Annotated in this window: 13 protein-coding genes and 1 pseudogene; 9 read left to right on the forward strand and 5 right to left on the reverse strand. The window is 62.4% G+C overall.

Features of this window, described 5'->3' with window-relative positions:
• Positions 1-83: 83 nt before the first annotated feature.
• From phnC to ACWIDZ_RS08875, 4 genes are all read left to right on the forward strand, one after another.
• Positions 84-878, forward strand: coding sequence for a phosphonate ABC transporter ATP-binding protein (phnC, locus tag ACWIDZ_RS08860; protein ID WP_291783344.1), 795 nt, complete (start codon positions 84-86; stop codon positions 876-878).
• Positions 875-1,879, forward strand: a complete 1,005-nt coding sequence (gene phnD, locus ACWIDZ_RS08865; RefSeq protein ID WP_453987868.1) for a phosphate/phosphite/phosphonate ABC transporter substrate-binding protein — start codon at positions 875-877, stop codon at positions 1,877-1,879. Before phnC ends, phnD begins: the two co-directional genes overlap by 4 nt.
• A 71-nt stretch (positions 1,880-1,950) precedes the next feature.
• Complete coding sequence (phnE, locus tag ACWIDZ_RS08870) at positions 1,951-2,694, forward strand: phosphonate ABC transporter, permease protein PhnE (RefSeq protein ID WP_291783384.1); 744 nt, start codon at positions 1,951-1,953, stop codon at positions 2,692-2,694.
• A 116-nt stretch (positions 2,695-2,810) separates the two neighbouring features.
• Entirely contained in the window at positions 2,811-3,884 is a 1,074-nt protein-coding gene (locus tag ACWIDZ_RS08875) for a substrate-binding domain-containing protein (RefSeq protein ID WP_452111064.1), read from the forward strand.
• Positions 3,885-3,951: 67 nt separating this feature from the next.
• On the opposite strand, the gene ACWIDZ_RS08880 is transcribed toward ACWIDZ_RS08875, so the two are convergent.
• On the reverse strand, positions 3,952-5,037 hold the full coding sequence (locus tag ACWIDZ_RS08880; RefSeq protein WP_453987867.1) for a glycosyltransferase family 4 protein: 1,086 nt from the start codon (positions 5,035-5,037) through the stop codon (positions 3,952-3,954).
• A gap of 264 nt (positions 5,038-5,301) precedes the next feature.
• On the opposite strand from ACWIDZ_RS08880, the gene putA reads away from it, so the two are divergent.
• Both putA and ACWIDZ_RS08890 read left to right on the forward strand, forming a co-directional pair.
• The gene (putA, locus tag ACWIDZ_RS08885; protein WP_453987866.1) at positions 5,302-8,412 is read left to right on the forward strand and encodes a bifunctional proline dehydrogenase/L-glutamate gamma-semialdehyde dehydrogenase PutA; all 3,111 of its coding nucleotides are present in this window, start codon (positions 5,302-5,304) and stop codon (positions 8,410-8,412) included.
• 127 nt (positions 8,413-8,539) lie between these two features.
• A complete protein-coding gene (locus ACWIDZ_RS08890) occupies positions 8,540-9,316 on the forward strand; it encodes an ABC transporter permease (RefSeq protein WP_343829856.1) in 777 nt (258 codons plus the stop codon).
• Positions 9,317-9,337: 21 nt separating this feature from the next.
• On the opposite strand, the pseudogene ACWIDZ_RS08895 reads toward ACWIDZ_RS08890, so the two are convergent.
• A pseudogene (locus ACWIDZ_RS08895) lies at positions 9,338-9,409 on the reverse strand (hypothetical protein); the annotation flags it as partial.
• Between the two features lie 1,090 nt (positions 9,410-10,499).
• Here ACWIDZ_RS08895 and ACWIDZ_RS08900 point away from each other — a divergent pair.
• From ACWIDZ_RS08900 to ACWIDZ_RS08910, 3 genes are read left to right on the forward strand one after another with little or no spacing between them, the layout of a single operon-like run.
• Positions 10,500-11,183, forward strand: coding sequence for an ABC transporter ATP-binding protein (locus ACWIDZ_RS08900; RefSeq protein WP_453987865.1), 684 nt, complete (start codon positions 10,500-10,502; stop codon positions 11,181-11,183).
• Complete coding sequence (locus tag ACWIDZ_RS08905) at positions 11,183-11,614, forward strand: hypothetical protein (RefSeq protein ID WP_453987864.1); 432 nt, start codon at positions 11,183-11,185, stop codon at positions 11,612-11,614. Before ACWIDZ_RS08900 ends, ACWIDZ_RS08905 begins: the two co-directional genes overlap by 1 nt.
• On the forward strand, positions 11,608-12,243 hold the full coding sequence (locus tag ACWIDZ_RS08910; RefSeq protein ID WP_453987863.1) for an acyltransferase: 636 nt from the start codon (positions 11,608-11,610) through the stop codon (positions 12,241-12,243). Before ACWIDZ_RS08905 ends, ACWIDZ_RS08910 begins: the two co-directional genes overlap by 7 nt.
• 20 nt (positions 12,244-12,263) lie before the next feature.
• On the opposite strand, the gene ACWIDZ_RS08915 is transcribed toward ACWIDZ_RS08910, so the two are convergent.
• The 3 genes from ACWIDZ_RS08915 to ACWIDZ_RS08925 form a co-directional block, all read right to left on the reverse strand.
• The gene (locus ACWIDZ_RS08915; protein ID WP_453987862.1) at positions 12,264-14,684 is read right to left on the reverse strand and encodes a capsular polysaccharide export protein, LipB/KpsS family; all 2,421 of its coding nucleotides are present in this window, start codon (positions 14,682-14,684) and stop codon (positions 12,264-12,266) included.
• Positions 14,685-15,091: 407 nt separating this feature from the next.
• Complete coding sequence (locus tag ACWIDZ_RS08920; RefSeq protein WP_453987861.1) at positions 15,092-16,507, reverse strand: capsular polysaccharide export protein, LipB/KpsS family; 1,416 nt, start codon at positions 16,505-16,507, stop codon at positions 15,092-15,094.
• A complete protein-coding gene (locus tag ACWIDZ_RS08925; RefSeq protein WP_453987860.1) occupies positions 16,504-17,808 on the reverse strand; it encodes a glycosyltransferase family 4 protein in 1,305 nt (434 codons plus the stop codon). Before ACWIDZ_RS08925 ends, ACWIDZ_RS08920 begins: the two co-directional genes overlap by 4 nt.
• Between the last annotated feature and the right edge of the window lie 39 nt (positions 17,809-17,847).

Raw genomic sequence — 17,847 nt, forward strand, 5'->3', positions numbered from 1 at the left:
CGCAGACATGCCATTAAGACTTGCCCTTGCGCCCATCTCGCGTCATGCGGCGCCCCCTTTGTCGCAACCTCATCCATAGGTTCATGAGTTCTTCAACAGCCGCCGTCGCGTCCGTTCGCGACGTCTCGAAGACCTACGGGGCCAGAAAGGCGCTCGACGGCGTGTCCGTCGAGGTCGGCGCCGGTGAAATGGTCGCCCTGATCGGTCCCTCCGGTTCGGGCAAGTCCACCCTGCTGCGCTCGATCACGGGTCTTCACCCCATCGATCCCGGCGGAACCATCACCGTCTTCGGCGATGTCGTTCAGCAGAACGGCCGCGTCACGGGCGCCGTGCGCCGCGCGCGCAGCCGCCTGGGCATGATCTTCCAGCAGTTCAACCTGGTGGGGCGGCTGAGCCTGTTCTCCAACGTCATGCTGGGCGCCCTGGGGCGTCTGCCGTCGTGGCGCGGCCTGTTCGGCGTCTGGCCGGGCGCGGACAAGGCCAAGGCCATGGCGGCTCTGCACCGCGTCGGCGTGTCCGACTACGCCGCCCAGCGCGCCAACACCCTGTCGGGCGGCCAGCAGCAGCGCGGCGCCATCGCCCGCGCCATCGTCCAGGGCGCCAAGGCCATCCTGGCCGATGAGCCGGTCGCCTCGCTCGACCCCGTGTCGGCCCGCAAGGTGATGGAGCTGCTGGTCGAGCTGAACAAGCGCGACGGCATGGGCGTGATCGTCACCCTGCACCAGGTCGACTACGCCATCCGCTACTGCAACCGCGTCATCGCCCTGCAGAAGGGCAAGGTGGTCTATGATGGTCCGTCGACGGGCCTGGACACCAAGCGCCTGATCGAAATCTACGGTCCTGAATACGAGGACGCGTTCTGGGAAGCCAAGGCATGACCCGCACCGCCATCACCCGCCGCCTGCTGGGCGTCGCCGCCATCGCCGTCACCCTGGGCCTCGTCGGCTGCGGCCAGGGCGAACAGGCCAAGCCCGGCGCCACCCCCAGCGAAATCACCTTCTCCATCCTGTCGGCGGAAGGCCAGGCCTCGGCCGGCCCGCTGTGGCAGCCGCTGCTGGACGACATGTCCAAGGCGATCGGCGTGCCGGTGAAGCCCTATTTCGGCTCGAACTACACCGTGCTGGTCGAGGCCATGCGCGGCAACCACACCCAGGTCGGCTGGTTCTCGGCCAAGCCCGAGGTCGAGGCCATCGACCGCGCCAACGCCGAGGTCATCGCCCGCACCGTCAACCGTGAGGGGCTAGACTCCTATCAGTCGACCCTGATCGTCAAGAAGGGCTCGGGCATCACGCTGGACAAGGTGCTGGCCTGCGGCAAGGTCTACAACTTCGGCATCGGCGACGCCCAGTCGACCTCGGGCACCCTGGCGCCCATGACCTTCCTGTTCAACGAGCGCGGCGTCGTCCCGGCCCAGTGCTTCAAGACCGTGCGTTCGGCCAACCACCAGGCCAACGCCTTCGGCGTGGCCACCGGCGTGATCGACGTGGCCACCTCCAACAGCGTCAACCTGGTCTTCATGCGCCGCGAGAACGCCCAGCTGGCCGACCAGATCGAGGAAATCTGGACCTCGCCGCCGGTGCCCGAGAGCGGCATCGTCGTGCGTCAGGATCTGGACCCGGCCCTGAAGGAGAAGATTCGCAGCTTCTTCCTGACCTATGGCCAGGGCGAGGGTCCTGAAGCCGAGCGTCAGCGCAAGGTGCTGGCGGGGCTGGAGTATTCCCGGTTCGCCCCGGCTGACGATTCCTATCTCAACCCGATCCGCGAGATGATCGCCGACCAGAAGCGCGGCGAAGCCGAAGCCAAGGGCGATAAGGCCGGCGTCGCCGCCGCCGAGGCGGAAATTCAGCGCCTGCGCAGCCTGCGCGAGGTCCAACCTTGACCGAGGCCCCCCTTCCGACCTCGGCGTCGCCGGTTCCGGCCGCGCCGCAGAAGTCCGCCGTCTCCTGGGCGATGGACGTCCTGGTCTGGGGCGGCGTGATCGCCGTCCTGCTGTACAGCGTCAACGCCGTCGATCTGGGCAACATCTCGCGCCTGTTCTCGGGCAACGACAGCATGAAGATGTTCGTCCACGACCTGCTGCGGCCGGACTTCTCCGACTGGAGGATGTTCGTCGCCAAGATGTGGGAGACGATCCAGATCGCCCTGTGGGGCACCTTCCTGGCCGTGCTGTTCGGCATTCCGCTGGGCCTGGCGGCGGCCCGCAACATGGCGCCCCAATGGGTCGTGACCCCGGTGCGCTGGATCATGAACCTGCTGCGCTCGGTGCCGGACCTGGTGATCGGTCTGCTGTTCGTCACCGCCGTGGGCCTGGGCCCGCTGGCCGGCGTCCTTGCCATCACCCTGAATACGGCTGGCGTTCTGGCCAAGCTGTTCTCCGAAGCGGTCGAGTCGATCGACAAGGGGCCGGTCGAGGGCGTGCGCGCCACCGGCGCCTCCAAGCTGCACGAGATCGTCTGGGGCGTGATTCCCCAGGTGGCCCCGCTGTGGACCTCCTTCGCCCTCTACCGTTTCGAATCGAACAGCCGCTCGGCCACCGTGCTGGGGCTGATCGGCGCGGGCGGCATCGGCCAGGTGCTGTTCGACAGCATGAACGCCTTCAACTTCAAGGCGGTGTCCGCCATCGTCATCATCGTGGTCATCGCCGTGACCCTGATCGACACCCTGTCGCAGATCATGCGCAAACGCCTGCTCTGACGGCTTATCGAGGACGCATCGAGTCAGGTTTGCCCTGACTGTCACAAAGGTCTGGCCGGACCGTCACATTCTCCTGCTTTAAGCGTCGCACACTGACGACTGGAGAAGGTCCGGCCATGATCCGTACACTGAAGTTCACGGCCTGCGCGGCCGCCCTGCTGGCCTTGGCGGCCTGCGGCGACAACGAGGGCGGTGCCCCCGGCTCGCAGAAGGCCCGGACGGGCATCTGGGCCGCCGGCTCCTCGACCGTCTTCCCCTTCGCCACCCGCGTGGCTGAGACCTTCGCCCGCAACGGCGGTGGCGGTTCGGCCCCCCGCGTCGAATCCCTGGGCACCGGCGGCGGCATCCAGGCCTTCTGCGCCGGCATCGGCCCCTCGACCCCGGACATCGCCAACGCCTCGCGCCCGATGAAGCAGAGCGAGTTCGACCGCTGCGTCGAGAACGGCGTCACCGACATTGTCGAGATCAAGATCGGTTATGACGGCATCGTCGTCGCCACCGCCCGCACGGGTCAGAGCTTCAACCTCGAGCTGAACGACCTCTACGAGGCCCTGGCCAAGGAAACGCCGGGCGCCGACGGTCAGTTGGGCGCCAACGCGGCCAAGACCTGGAACGACGTCAACAAGGCCCTGCCGGCGACCCGCATCCAGGTCTACGGTCCGCCGCCGACCTCGGGCACGCGCGACGCTTTCCTCGAACTGGGCATGGCGCCGGGCGCCAAGCTGATCCCGGCGGTCGCCGCCATCGAGGCGCAGGACAAGACTCGCTTCGAAACCGTGGCCCATACCCTGCGTGAAGACGGCGCCTGGATCGACTCGGGCGAGAACGACAACGCCATCGTCCAGACCCTGACCCGCACGCCGGGTTCGCTAGGCGTGTTCGGCTTCTCCTTCCTCGAGCAGAATATGGACACGGTGAAGGCCGAGACCATCGACGGCGTGGCCCCCTCGGTCGCCACCATCGCCGACGGCTCCTATCCCCTGGCCCGCAGCCTCTACATCTACGTCAAGAAGGCCCACATCGGCGTGACGCCGGGCCTCGAACAGTTCGTTCAGGAGTTCATGTCCGAAGGCGCTGCCGGCCGCGGCGGCTATCTGCAGGACCGCGGCCTGGTGCCGCTCGTCGCCGAGGAGCTGACGGCGGAACGCGCCAAGGCTTCGGCCATGACCTCGATGGCCCGTCCGAACTGAGGCGGCTGAATGCGAAACGCCCCGGACATCGTCCGGGGCGTTTTTGCTTTCTCGCGAGGCTCAGCGCTTAGGCCGCCGCGCGGCGTCTCAGCCGCGCCACCCGGCGCAGGCGGCGCCAGAAGCGGCCGCGCGCGGGCTCGGGATAGGGCTGCAGGTTCTCGATGAACTGCTCGGCTGAGGCCCGCCAACTGAACTTCTCCGCATAGGCGCGGACGTCCTTGCGGTCGAGCTCCAGGCATTTCAGGCAGGCGGTCTTCAGGTCGTCGTCGATGAAGCCCGCGCCCGAGCCGGGGATGATGTCGATCGGGCCGTGGGCCGGATAGGCGGCGACCGGCGTTCCCGTGCCCATGGCCTCCAGGATCACCAGACCGAAGGTGTCGGTCCAACTGGGGAAGACGAAGACGTCGGCGTCGGCGAAGCAGCGGGCCAAATCCTCGCCGAAGCGGGCGCCCAGGAATTTCGCCTCGGGGTATTTCTCTTCCAGCTCGGCGCGGGCCGGGCCGTCGCCCACGATGATCTTGGTGCCCGGCAGGTCCAGCTCGAGGAAGGTCTCGATGTTCTTCTCGACCGCCACCCGGCCGACATTGAGGAAGAAGGGGCGGGGCCAGTTCTCGCCGCCCATCTCCTTGTAGATCGGCTCGAGGTCGGGGCGGAACAGTTCTGTGTCCACCCCGCGTGTCCAGGGCGAGACGTTCTTGAAGCCGTGCTCGACCAGCTCGTCACGCAGGGTCGGCGTGGCCACCATCAGCCGCCCCGACGGCTTGTGGAACCACTTCATATAGGCGTAGCCGACCTGCACCGGGATCGGGAAGCGGGCCGAGACGTACTCGGGGAATTTGGTGTGATAGCTGGTGGTGAACGGCAGCTTCCACTCCACGCAGATGCGCCGCGTGGCGATGCCCAGCGGGCCTTCGGTGGCGATGTGGACGGCTTCGGGCTCGAAGGCGCGCAGGCGCTCGCGAATCTCTTCCTCGGCGCCCAGGGCCAGTCGGATCTCGGGATAGGTGGGGCAGGGGATGGTCTTGAACTGGCTGGGCTCGATGACCTCCACCTCATGGCCCATGGCGCGGCATTCAGCCACGGTGCGGGTCAGGGTGCGGACGACGCCGTTGACCTGGGGCTCCCAGGCGTCGGTGACCAGAACAATGCGCATGAAGTCGATAGGGCCTTGAGCCGTTTCGCGAAGGCGAAACTTCTAGACGCTCCTCATGACGAAGGCGAGACGGCATGATAGAGCAGGGTTCGAACAGGGTTCACCTCTTCGCGAACGGCCACGTTTAGCCGGACCTCATCTTCGAATGAGGCTTTCCCCAGAAGATTTTGCGATTTCCCGAATTCTGTGCGGCTGAAGGCGCGATGATGCGATGCACATTCGAGCGTAGTCGCCATATATGCGGAAATTCACAGGATGGATTTCATGACGCCGACCGATCTTCGCCATTGGGATGAGCTGGACCGGAACAAGTACCGGGACGAACGTGAGGTGGTGGCCGAACTGCTGGCCGCTGAACCCCTGACGCCTGACGGTCGCGCGGCGGTCCTGAACGACGCCATCGGCCTGGTCGAAAGCGCCCGCAAGAGTCAGAAGCGCCAAGGCGTGGTCGAAAGCTTCCTGCAGGAATTCAGCCTGGGCACCCGCGAAGGTCTGGCCCTGATGTGCCTGGCCGAGGCCCTGCTGCGCACGCCCGACGCCGACACCCGCGACCGCCTGATCGCCGAGAAGATCGGCTCGGCCGACTGGGCCAGCCACATGGGCCAGTCCGACAGCCTGTTCGTCAACGCCTCGACCTGGGGCCTGATGCTGACCGGCAAGCTGGTCGACGTCGACGATGAGGCGCGCAGCGACCTGCCGAACTTCCTCAAGCGTCTGGTCGGGCGTCTGGGCGAGCCGGTCATCCGTCAGGCCGTCGCCACCGCCGTCAAGATCATGGGCGAGCAGTTCGTCGTCGGCCGCACCATCGACGCTGCGCTGAAGCGCTCGGACCGCGAAAACTGGCTGTGCAGCTTCGACATGCTGGGCGAGGGCGCCCGCACGGCCGCTGACGCTGAGCGCTATGAAAAAATCTACGCCGACGCCATCGAGGCTGTGGGCAAGACCGCCAAGGGCGAAGGCCCCGAGCGCGGCCATGGCGTCTCGGTCAAGCTGTCGGCCCTGTCGCCGCGCTATCAGGCGGTGCAGGAGGACCGGGTGTGGGAAGAGCTGTATCCCCGCATCCTGCGTCTGGCGCTGATCGCCGCCAAATACGACATCAACTACACCATCGACGCCGAAGAGGCCGACCGCCTGGCCCTGTCGCTGAAGCTGCTGGAGCGGCTAGCGCGCGAACCGGCGCTGGGCGACTGGCAGGGTCTGGGTCTGGCCGTTCAGGCCTATCAGAAGCGCACGACCGAGACGGTGGCCAAGCTGGCCGAACTGGCCAAGTCCTCGGGCCGCCGCCTGATGGTGCGCCTGGTCAAGGGCGCCTATTGGGACACCGAGATCAAGCTGGCCCAGGTCAACGGCCGCACCGACTATCCGGTCTTCACGACCAAGCCGGCGACCGATCTGAACTATCTGGTCTGCGCCAAGGCATTGATCGAGGCCTCGCCCTACATCTTCTCGCAGTTCGCCACCCACAACGCCCACACCCTGGCCGCCGTGCACCGCATGGCCGCCGATCGCGGCGTGACCATCGAGTTCCAGCGCCTGCACGGCATGGGCGAGGCCCTGTATGACGGCGCCAAGGTCGAGTGGGGCGATGTCGTCGTGCGCGCCTACGCCCCCGTCGGCGGCCACGAAGAACTGCTGCCCTATCTGGTGCGCCGCCTGCTTGAGAACGGCGCCAACTCCTCCTTCGTCCACGCCCTGCTGGACGAGCGCGTGCCTGCGGCCGACGTGGCCGCCGATCCCATCACCTCGGTCGAGGCCCAGCCTGACCGCCATCCGAAGATCCCTGTGCCCATGAACATCTACGGCGACCGCCAGAACTCCCTCGGCCGCGACTATTCGCAGGCGACCGACCGCGAGCGCCATTCGGCGGCTCTGGAGCGCGTCGACAGCGAGAAGCTGACCGCCGGCCCGATCATCGGCGGCAAGCTGCGCGCCGGCGTGAACGCCCAGGACGTCACCAATCCCTACGACCGCACCCGCATCCTGGGCCACGTGTCGGAAGCCTCGGCCGAGGACGTCGACGCCGCCGTGGGCGCCGCCGCCAACGCCCAGGTCGCCTGGGACCGTCTGGGCGGCGCGGGCCGCGCACCGGTGCTGCGCGCCATGGCCGACGCCCTGGAAGCGGATCTGGACCGTCTGGTCGCCCTGCTGTCGCGTGAAGCGGGCAAGACGCTGAACGACGGCGTGGCCGAGGTGCGCGAGGCCGCCGACTTCTGCCGCTACTACGCCCTGCTGGCCGAGCGCGACTTCGGCGGCCGCCAGACCCTGAAGGGGCCGACCGGCGAGACCAACGAACTGGTCCTGCACGGCCGCGGCGTCTTCGGCTGCATCAGCCCGTGGAACTTCCCGCTGGCCATCTTCACCGGCCAGATCGCCGCTGCGCTGGCCGCCGGCAACGCCGTGGTGGCCAAGCCCGCCGAGCAGACGCCGCTGATCGCCGCCGAAGCCGTGCGCCTCTATTACAAGGCCGGCCTGAACCCCGACCTGCTGGCCCTGGTCCCCGGTCGCGGCGAGACGGTCGGCGTCGCCCTGACCAACCATCCGGGCATCGACGGCGTGGCCTTCACCGGCGGCACCGACACCGCCTCGGCGATCAACCGCGGCCTGGCCGCGCGTCCGGGCGCCATCATCCCCTTCATCGCTGAAACGGGCGGCCTGAACGGCATGTTCGTCGACACCACGGCGCTGAAGGAACAGATCATCGACGACGTCATCCTGTCGGCCTTCGGTTCGGCGGGCCAGCGTTGCTCGGCCCTGCGCGTCCTCTATGCGCCCAAGGATTCGGCCGACGCCCTGATTGAAGGCCTGAAGGGCGCCCTGGCCGCCCAGGTGCTGGGCGACCCGACCGACGCCAAGACCGACATCGGCCCGGTGATCGACGCCGAAAGCCGCGCCAATCTGGAAGCCCACGTCGAGCGCCTGTCCAAGGAAGCCAAGATCATCGCCCGCGCCGAACTGCCGGCGGGCGCCGATAAGGGCGACCTGTTCGCCCCGGTCATCGCCGAAATCCCGACCCCGGACTTCCTCGAGCGTGAAGTCTTCGGCCCGATCCTGCACGTTTACCGCTACGAGCCGAAGGACCTGGAAAAGGTCGCCGGCAAGCTGGCGGCGCGCGGCTTCGGCCTGACGCTGGGCGTCCACAGCCGTATCGACGCCTTCGCCAAGGAAGTGATGGAGCTGGTTCCGGCGGGCAACGTCTACGTCAACCGCTCGATCATCGGCGCGGTGGTCGGCGTCCAGCCCTTCGGCGGCGAAGGCCTCAGCGGCACCGGCCCCAAGGCCGGCGGCCCCAACAGCCTGATCCGCTACGCTGCCGAAAAGGCCATCAGCATCAACATCGCCGCCCAGGGCGGCGATCCAGCGCTGTTGAACCTCTAAGGTTCAAACCCGCCCGGAGGGCCTTGGCGTCCTGCTCGGGCGCGGATATGTTCGCATCGTCGGCGCGCGAGGAATGCGCTGGCGATGCGGCCATTCGCTTGGCGTAGAAGATGACGTTGCACCAAGCATGAGCCGTTCTTTTGTCGTCCGGCAGTCCCAGATCATTGGCGCGTTGATGATGCGCGAAATGGCGACGCGCTATGGACGCCGGGGCCTGGGCTTCCTGTGGGTTGTCGGCGAGCCGTTGCTGTTCTGCTTCGGCGTGATCCTGATCTGGACGTTTATCCGTCAAAAGGCCGCCCATGGACTTTCCGTGGCGGCGTTTGTCATGACCGGCTATATGGCATTGCTGATGTTGCGTCATAGCATCAGCTTCAGCATGAATGCGGTCGGATCCAATCTGGGGCTACTCTATCATCGCGCCCTGACGCCTCTGCACTTCTATCTGGCGCGCTCTATTCTGGAACTGGCGGGGACGACGGCTGCCTTTATCGTCCTGTATCTAGCGCTCTTGTTGTTCCGGCAGGTAGGGGCGCCATCAGACTTTCTGCTGCTTTATGGTGGCTGGACTCTGATGTGGCTTATGGCCATGGGGACAGGCTTCATTCTGTCTGGCCTATCCAGCCGCTTCGAGGTGATGGAGCGCATCGTCCCCGTCTTGAGCTACGCCATGATCCCGTTGTCGGGCGTTTTCTTCATGCTGGATTGGGTTCCTGAGCGCGCAAGAGCAGCCTTTCTCTGGGTCCCCTTTCCAAATGCGGTTGAAATGATTCGAAGCGGCGTATTCGGGGAGTTCGTGCCGACACATTTCCGACCCGCCTACGCCTTGGCGACTGCATTGCTCATGGTCCTGGTCGGGCTTCTCATGGTGAAGAACGCCGAAGGCTATATTGATGTTGATTGATCATCAGAAAATGACGGACGCTCATGTCTGAACAGCTACGTTATATTGGGCCGCTGTCAGATCGGCCGGAAACTCGCCCGAGTCGCTGGGAAGGCTTGCGGCGGCGCGCGATCGCGCCTTTTTCCCTAGTGGTGATTGCGCCGACCTTGCTGGCTTCGCTCTATTGGGGCGTCATTGCGACACCGCAGTATGTGTCTGAATCCCATTTCATGGTACGCAAGACAGATGAAGCGCGCCCGAACAGTCTGGGCCTGGTTCTCCAGGGCGTCGGCCTCTCTGGCGGGACGGAAGACTCCTTCGCCGTGCAGGAATTTATGCTGTCGCGCGACGCCGCAGGGACGCTGGACAAGCGTTTTGATCTGGAGAAGGTCTTCACGCGCAATGGTGCCGACCTCTTCTCCCGGTACCCTGGGTTGTTCGACCGGCCTTCGGAGGAGGCTCGATTCAGGACGCTGAAGCGCTTTGTGACGGTGGGCTATAATTCGACTAGCGGCATAACCACGCTAAGGGTGCAGGCGTTCACGCCGCAGGATGCGCGGAATATGAACTTGGCGCTTCTGGCGTCCGGTGAGGCCCTTGTGAACCGTCTGAACGAGCGAGCCGCTACCAACGCGGTGGCTGAGGCGCGGGCGGCCGTGGAAGAGGCCTCCTTGCGGCGGGCGACCATTCAGGACGAGATGGCGGCGTTCCGCAATCGCGAACGATTCCTCGACCCCCAGATCGCGGCGACGGAGTCGACGCAGCTCATTTCCGGACTTCTAACCACCGTGGCGCAACTTCGCGCGGAAATGGCGCAGTTGCGTCAGACGGCGCCCGAGAGTCCGCAGATTCCGATTTTGTCAGGCAGAATCTCCGCCTATGAGGCGCAGATCGCCGCCGAGCGGGACAAACTGACCGGGGAGGCCAGTTCGCTTGTCCGCAAAATGTCGACCTATGAAGGTTTGGCGCTGCAGCGGGAACTTGCGGACCGCGCCGTGATGGAGGCTTCCGCCTCGCTGATGACGGCGCAGCAGGACGCTCGTCGTCAGAAGCTCTATCTTGACCGAGTGGTCGAGCCCAACCTGGCGGATAAGCCCATCCGGCCCGAGCGGTTGCGCGCCATTCTGATCGTTTTCCTCAGCAGCCTTGTGATATACTTCCTCGGTCGGCTGCTCTGGGGAGGTCTGCGGGAGCACCGACAGGAGTGACGCTGCTTGCCGACACCCGAGAGCCGATCGGCCTCAAGGTCACGGGCCTGTCCAAGACCTATAAGCATGCGAGACGCACTGTTTTCAGCGGTCTTGATTTCACATTGGAGCAGGACGGGCGACTGGCCATCCTGGGGCGGAATGGGCAAGGGAAGTCTACGCTGATCAAGATGCTGGGCGGCGTGTTGCCGCCTTCCAGCGGCAGGATCGACTGGCGGATGACGTCATCCTGGCCGATTGGTTTTGGGGGAGGCTTCCAAGGTAGTCTGACCGGCGTGGACAATATTCGTTTCCTAGCGCGTCTCTATCAGAAGGATTACTACGACATCCTGGAGCGTGTCGATGGTTTCGCTGAGCTTGGCTCCTCGCTCAAGGAACCGGTGAAGCACTTTTCATCGGGGATGCGGGCGCGTCTTGCATTTGGACTTTCCTTGGCTATTGAGTTTGATTGCTACCTTATCGATGAGCTTGTTGCGGTCGGGGATGCGAGATTCCGTGAGAAATGTAGGGAAGAGCTATTTGAAAAGCGTGCGCATCGCGCTTTCATGATCGCTTCCCATAATACTGAATTGCTTGTTCGCCATTGCGATCGGGCGCTCATGATCGAAAGCGGACGCACGCGAATATTTAATGATGTCCGAGAGGCCGTCGACATCTACACTTGGCTGAAAGCCGGCTGATGACGCGACCGTTGCAAGACCGGGCGGTCACGGCCTCCACCTATGACTGGCCGACCAGACTTTTCCGCTATGATAAACGCACGATCGGGAATGAGCCGAACCGGGTGGACCTCACCGGGCGCGGTCGATCCTTGGTGATCGGGCCGAACCGTGTGGTGCAGGCGGGGCTTTGGCGCCTCCGGGTTCGTCTCGCCTTCGACGAGTGGGCAGCGAAGCATCGTTACGCTCTCGCCTGGGGACCGGATGAAGATAGCGCCGTCTATGAATTCTCTCCTGTACGTGAGGGAGTTTTCGACGTGGAATTGGACGCTCGCTGGAAACAACCGGCGAAAGCGAAGTTGCGCCTGCGTCTGGTGGACGCCTCAATGGGAGGCGCTTTTGAGTTCAGGGGGGCTCAAGCCTTCCGCCTTGATGATGAAGTGAGATGCTGAAACCTAGAATTGTTCAGTTCAGGACCCTGGACTTCCTTGATGTCGTCAAGGCTATGGAAGAGATGGGAAACGAGGTTGTCGGGCACCCCGCAAAAATTGTCGGACCGCTTCAGCTCACCTCCAAGGGAACCGGAAATCGCCTCGTCATTGAGGATGGTGTCGTCTTAAAGAAGGCCCGTTTTGATTTTCTTGGGGACGGGGGTGAAATTTCGATTGGCCGAAAGACGGTTCATTTCGGGGCGCTGATCGTGGGAGAGAAGTGCAAAATTGAGATTGGAAAGGGAGTGCGGATGAACGCCGCGACTCGTATCCATGCGGTAGAAGAAACCAGCATACGAATTGGACATAAATGTCTTTTATCAGATGTTAGGATTCGAACATCTGATATGCATTCAATCATTGATGTGAGCTTGGGAATACGTATCAATCCTGCGGCAGATGTTGTTATCGAAGATAACGTTTGGATCGCTGAAGATGTCAGGATTTATAAAGGGGTCCGGATCGGGCAAGGAAGTGTCGTCGGAGCGAGGTCGACAGTCACCCGAAATCTGCCTCAACGTTCTCTTTGTGTGGGCAGTCCCGCTAGAGCCGTGAAGAAAGAAATATCATGGGACGGGAGGCGGCTATAGCCGACTCCCGTTTCCTAATTTCAAGACGTTCTGTGTTTTGAAATGTACTCGATGATGTTTTCAATCTCCACTACGTGGCCCAAGTCCGGTCTGTAATATCTACTATTGGTGATGTAGGCGTAGTGGAACAGGTCCTCGATAGGTCTTTTCCGGGTTCTCCTGGGCACTGTGGTACGGTCATAGGTCAGGCCCCACCCTGAATAGAAGGGGACGCCGTAGCAATGGACACGTTTGCCGGCCATGAGGGCTTCAAAGCCCATGCCTGATGTGGCGACGTAAACATCGTCCACGAGGTCGAACAGGGCGTATGGATTTATGTCGAAGGCGATTGGGTGGATATGGTCATGGAGGTCGGTGAAGCGCGCCAGTCGCTCCATGCTGAAGTAGCTCGACTTTCCTCCGATGATCGCGTCCGGATGTTGCTTCACGATGATGTCGTGCTGAGGATGACGTTCGATCGCATCCAGGATCATCTGATCGAAGCTCGATTCATCGGCCAGACCCGATTCCACTGACTGATCGCCGAATCGCTGATCGACCAGCAGCACTTTAGGTCGGGCGGGATCGCCTATGGCGAGCGGGCCGTCTGGCGCGTGATTATATTTGGAGACGCGGGCTTCGACCAATTGCGCAAGGGCTTGGGCGCTTCGGCGTTTTTGCGCCTCCGTCAGTTCTGGGCCTGTTTCAAGTTGTTGTTCCAACCGCGACGCTCGCGTAGCGTCATAGTAGGCTGTTTTATCGTCCAGAATGATGCCGAGGCCAGGCGTCCCGGAAAGGCCGATATCGAGGGAGCGGATGAAGCCGTCCTCGACGATGAGAACCGGCTTGCCGAGACGGGCCGCCAACTCGCGCTGTCTGCGCTTGTTGTTGCTGTCCTTGATGCCCCATTTCAGAAAAATGTTCACGCTGGCCAAGGAGGTTAGGTCATTGACGCCAGCTCCGCTATCCACGGCCATCCGCGCCTTCATGAGACGGAGCAGATATTTCTGGGTCGTGGCGAGTGTGGTTTCGCTGCTGGGAATACTGATGATATCGAGCGCCTGACCCGAGAACACCGCTTCGCTGATGGTGCGGGTTTCAAGGCGACGCGAACCGTTGGCGAGTTCCTCGAGGAAGGCCCGAATTCGTACGGAAGCTTGGCCGTCAAAGGCGCCAACCCCAAACTCGGTCGCGGCCCAATCGAGTTGTTCCGATGCGATTGTCTGCCCGTGAGTCAAGGCGTCGTCGAGCGCCGCCCAGAGTTCGGCGCGGTCGAGCGCCGCCGGAATGCCGACGCGGGCCCAGATCTGATCGAAGTCGATGTACTTCGTCGAAATCGCCGGCTTTCCGCACAGCACCGCTTCGAACAGCATTGTGCTGTTGATGGAGGTGACGAGATCGACGTGTGCGATCGTTTCGGCCGGCTCCGCCAGATAGAATTCGGCGTCGTCAATGGAGGCGGAGGAACTTGAGAATAGCTCGGATAAAAGCTCAGAGCCAAGGACATCCTCTTTTGAGGGTGGAGTGCGGACGAGAAGTTGAAGGCCGCGTTCCTCGCAGTATGCCAAAATGTCTCTGATCGCCGCCCTCTGCGCCGCTCTTGCGACTTTCTGATCCAGTTGAGAATCCAGTGGTTGAGCTGCAAAGAGTATCGACTTTTTCTCAGGGTCGAGACCGAAGAGACGACAGAAAGTGGTTCTGTCGAAATGGGGCGTATAGGATTTATAGGTGTCGAATTTGGGCGCCCCAACTGTGATAAAATGGTCTTCGGGATAGCCGCGGTCGATAAAAATTCTACGCTGTGTCTCGCCCCACCCCAGAATAACGTCGCAGAGAGGAAGAGATGCCCTGCTAGTTATGTCTGTATAATAAAGATCGCGATCGGCGAACACGGATTCATGGGGGATGAGGATTGTGGGTATTTCTAATTCTCGGCAAGCCTCAACGATAATCCTCATTACCGGGGCCCAGTCAAAAGTCAGAACGAAGCCAGATATCCGCTTTTTAAGCGGAGCTAGTCGTCGCATAATCAAGCGGCGATATAGGTCTGGATGTTCGCGTGCATACTTAAGTGCTGCACGACGAACTTGATTATCTTCGACATTCTTGATCAGATCGAACGGGACGAGGGCGTAGCCAGCGCCATGGAGGTCGTTGATCACTGCGTCCCCGTGCTCAGGGATCCAGGGCATGTAGAGGAAAACACGAACGTCTTGGGCGAGAGCGGTGGCCAGTTCCTGCCCCATCCGTCCCTTGAACCATGCTGGCGCTCGAGGCATGCTAGGTCCAGAGCCTTCCCGAGAGGTTTGCTTTTTCTGAGCTTTGACCTCGGTCAGGCGAACGCCATGACGGGCGCAGAAGTTGGCCAGGAAATTTGGTATCCCGCCCGCGACGAAAACCTCGGAACGCTTATCGGCCAAGATCCACGGTGCGATAGACATCTGGAACTCGAATGCGCTCACGCGTGTAGTTCGGAAGATGAAACGACGGCCGGGGTGCGTCTTTAGCATCCCACTCCATCGCTCGCGGGGTCCAAAAAAAAAGGCGCGAGGGAGGCCGCGTCCGCTCCATCGAAGAAATGGTACTTGAGCATAGCGAGGAACGGCTTTGAGGACTTGAAGCGGACTATCAGGGTTCATCGATTATCCTGTGGTTCGGCGTAAGCCGAGGGGTAGCGCTGTGAAGGCGAAAAGTAGGACTGGAAGGAAAAACAAGCTGGTTGCATCAGCGTCAAGAGAAGCACGTGAAACGGCTTGTATAATGGATCGGGAGAGGGAGCCCAGCCTGAGCGGTATTAAACGGCGCAGTACGTAATTGGTGCCGAAAGAAGAACCCGATTTTTGTGTGACCCTTGGTATTATCTCCAGGGCTAAAATTGGCGATTCGTCTGCTGTTCCGAAGAGGAGCCGTCGACCGTAGCCATGGTGCGCTGAAGGAGTGCGTTCCACTCAGGAGACGGAGATGTGAAGGACTTCGCTTCATCAGACGGCAGGGTCTCGGCGATCTGACGAGCGGCGTACGCCATGGTCCTTGCTGCAGCCCCATAACAGGGCAGTCGGCGCTTGGGCGTGTCGCGTCTGGCGTCCCGAAGGAGGCGCTGCAACGTCAAGCTGTCATCGTCGGCCAATTGCCCTTTGGTTAACAGCAATTCGAGCAGAAGAAGGACGTTGGCTTCGGAGGGAGCCTTCAGGTCATTCGCGTGAAGCAAGGTTTTCAGTGAGGCGTGATCGGCTAGATCCAGCGTCAAGCCTCGCCCCCAATATACAGGCTTACCCAGGAGGATGACTGGCCGTCCGCGGATGAGGGCTTCAAGTCCGACGTTGGAGGACAGGGTCAGAACGGCGCGACTGGCGTCGATGGCGTCATGGATGTTGATGTCGGCGTTTAAGAAACGCCCGGACGAAGCGGCGTATTCGGCCAGCGGATCTTGTGAGGCGCGAGGATGGGGTTTGTACAGGATCCTCCAGGTCTCAGGGATCTGGGCCAGGACGTCTCGGTAGAGAGACGCCAGGTCGGGGAAGCGTCCCAGGGCCACGGCGACGTTGGCGTCGTGCGGCGTCTGGCCAGGAAGAAAAAGTATAGGGCGATTATCTCCCGCGAGCCAGGTCGAGACCTGTGCGCCGGCGCTATGGGGAGGCTGAACATATTTGCTTGTTCGATCGCTTCTCCAGGCATCCCGAAAAGCGATGGTCGATGCGGACGGCTGCTCAGGCATCGGTTGACGATCGATGCTGGCTTCTCCTCGGAAGAAATGGGGCGACCGAGCATCAACGTAGAGATGACCGGGAAAGAAACCGCTCTCCCAGTAGAGCAGACGCCGGCGCGCCTTGGCGGTCATTTCAGCGAGTATGCGTGAAACCGTCTCGGCGCCGTGCGGGATGAGGACGACGTCGGCACGAGACGCCCTGATCCGCCCATGGGCCAAGGCGCCCACTCCGCGCAGGTGCTGGCTCCAGTCGCTTTCCGGGAGCACCATGCGCGGCGTGATGGGTTCGATCACGAACTGATGGATCGACAGGTCGATCAGATCAAGTTTGAAGTGGAACCGGCGTCGGAATTGCCGTGCTGTCAGACGTGGGGCCGATCCGATGTTTTCGGCAAGCAGAGGAACTTCTTCTTCCGAGGCGTGCCCATCGGGCCAGTAGGGCACGATTTCGACATCTAGCCCAGATTTCCGCGCCGTGTGCGCCAGTCGGCGTGCATTGGTCGCGGATTCTTCGCCCGGTACACGGAATATCAGAGCGCGCCGCGGCGACTGACGTTGAAACCGAGCGGCGAATGTCATGTCGTCAGGCCGACCTTGGCGTAGAGGCCCCTGAGCTGCTCATGGTAGTTCTGTTCGGAGAAGCGCAGGGCCTGGACGCGTCCCTTCTCCGCCATATTCTCCCGCAACTCCTCGTCGGCGTCCAGCGCACGAACAGCCTTCGTCATCGCCTGCACGTCATAGGGATCGACCATGATCGCCGCATCGCCGGCGACTTCGGGCAGGGAGCCTGCGTTGGATGTGAGCACAGCCGTTCCCAACGCCATGGATTCCAGGACCGGCAGGCCGAAGCCTTCATAGAGGGAAGGGAATAGCGTGGCCTTGGCGCCGCGGATCAGGCTGAACAGCAAGTCTCCGGGCAGGTACTCGTACTGTCGGATGAGGTCGGCGCCGGGTCCTTCCTCAGCGAGAACGCGCTTCAGGAGGGCGGTTTCGTTCTCGTGCATCCAGGCCGGGCTGCCCACCAGAATGAGCGGCGTCTTCACGCCCGAGGCCAGATAGGCCTGAACGATCCGGCCCAGGTTCTTCTTCGGTTCGATCGCGCCGAAATGAAGGAAATAGCCTTTCCAGGAGAGATTGAAGATGTTCTCCAACTCGATCTCGATATCCTGCTGGGGGCGTTCCGTTATGGACGTCGGCAGATTGACGGCCTGACCCGTGTTCGTGATGCGATTTGCGGGGACTTGCAGGATGTGCTCGACATCTCGGCGGGTGGCCTCGGACACCACACAGATGTGGTCGGCTTTCCCTACAACCTTTCGACACAGGTCCAGGAAGGTCTGCTTGTCGTCTGTCGTCACATAGGGAAGGCGCAAGGGGATCAGGTCATGGAAGGTGTAGATGTTGGGCATCCCGCGCGCGAACACCGGCAGGGGGCAGGTCCAGTGCATCAGACCGGGTTGCGACGTGCTGGAACCGGCAAAGCTCACAGGGGTCATCGTGCGGCGCCATTGGAAGGCGCGATTGGCCAAGGGGAAGAGAGAGGGCGAGGTCCAGAATTCCCCGGCGTCCGGCTTTTTCTGGCCTGGCCACATCACATGGTCGGCGTCGCCGAGCGATATCGCCGAGCGGCCGAACTGCATCGTAAACGTCTTGAACTTCCGAACAGCCTTGTCTGTGCGCGACAGCTTCGGCTTCACCCCGTCCAGCAGGGCGGCTTCGTTGACGACGGCGTCAGAGCTCGACTTGGCGTTTGGGCCGTACAGAACCGCGCTGTTCAGCCCTATGGCGTGGACGCCCTGCAGCAGGTTGCGGCTGTAGGTGGCGATCCCGGTGCCTCGCGGCAAAGCAAGATTATAGCCGTCGATACAAATGGTGGGCATGGCTTTGCTTGTGGAGTTCACGAGAGACGATGGGATGGT

It is taken from the genome of Brevundimonas sp. NPDC055311, from assembly GCF_053645695.1.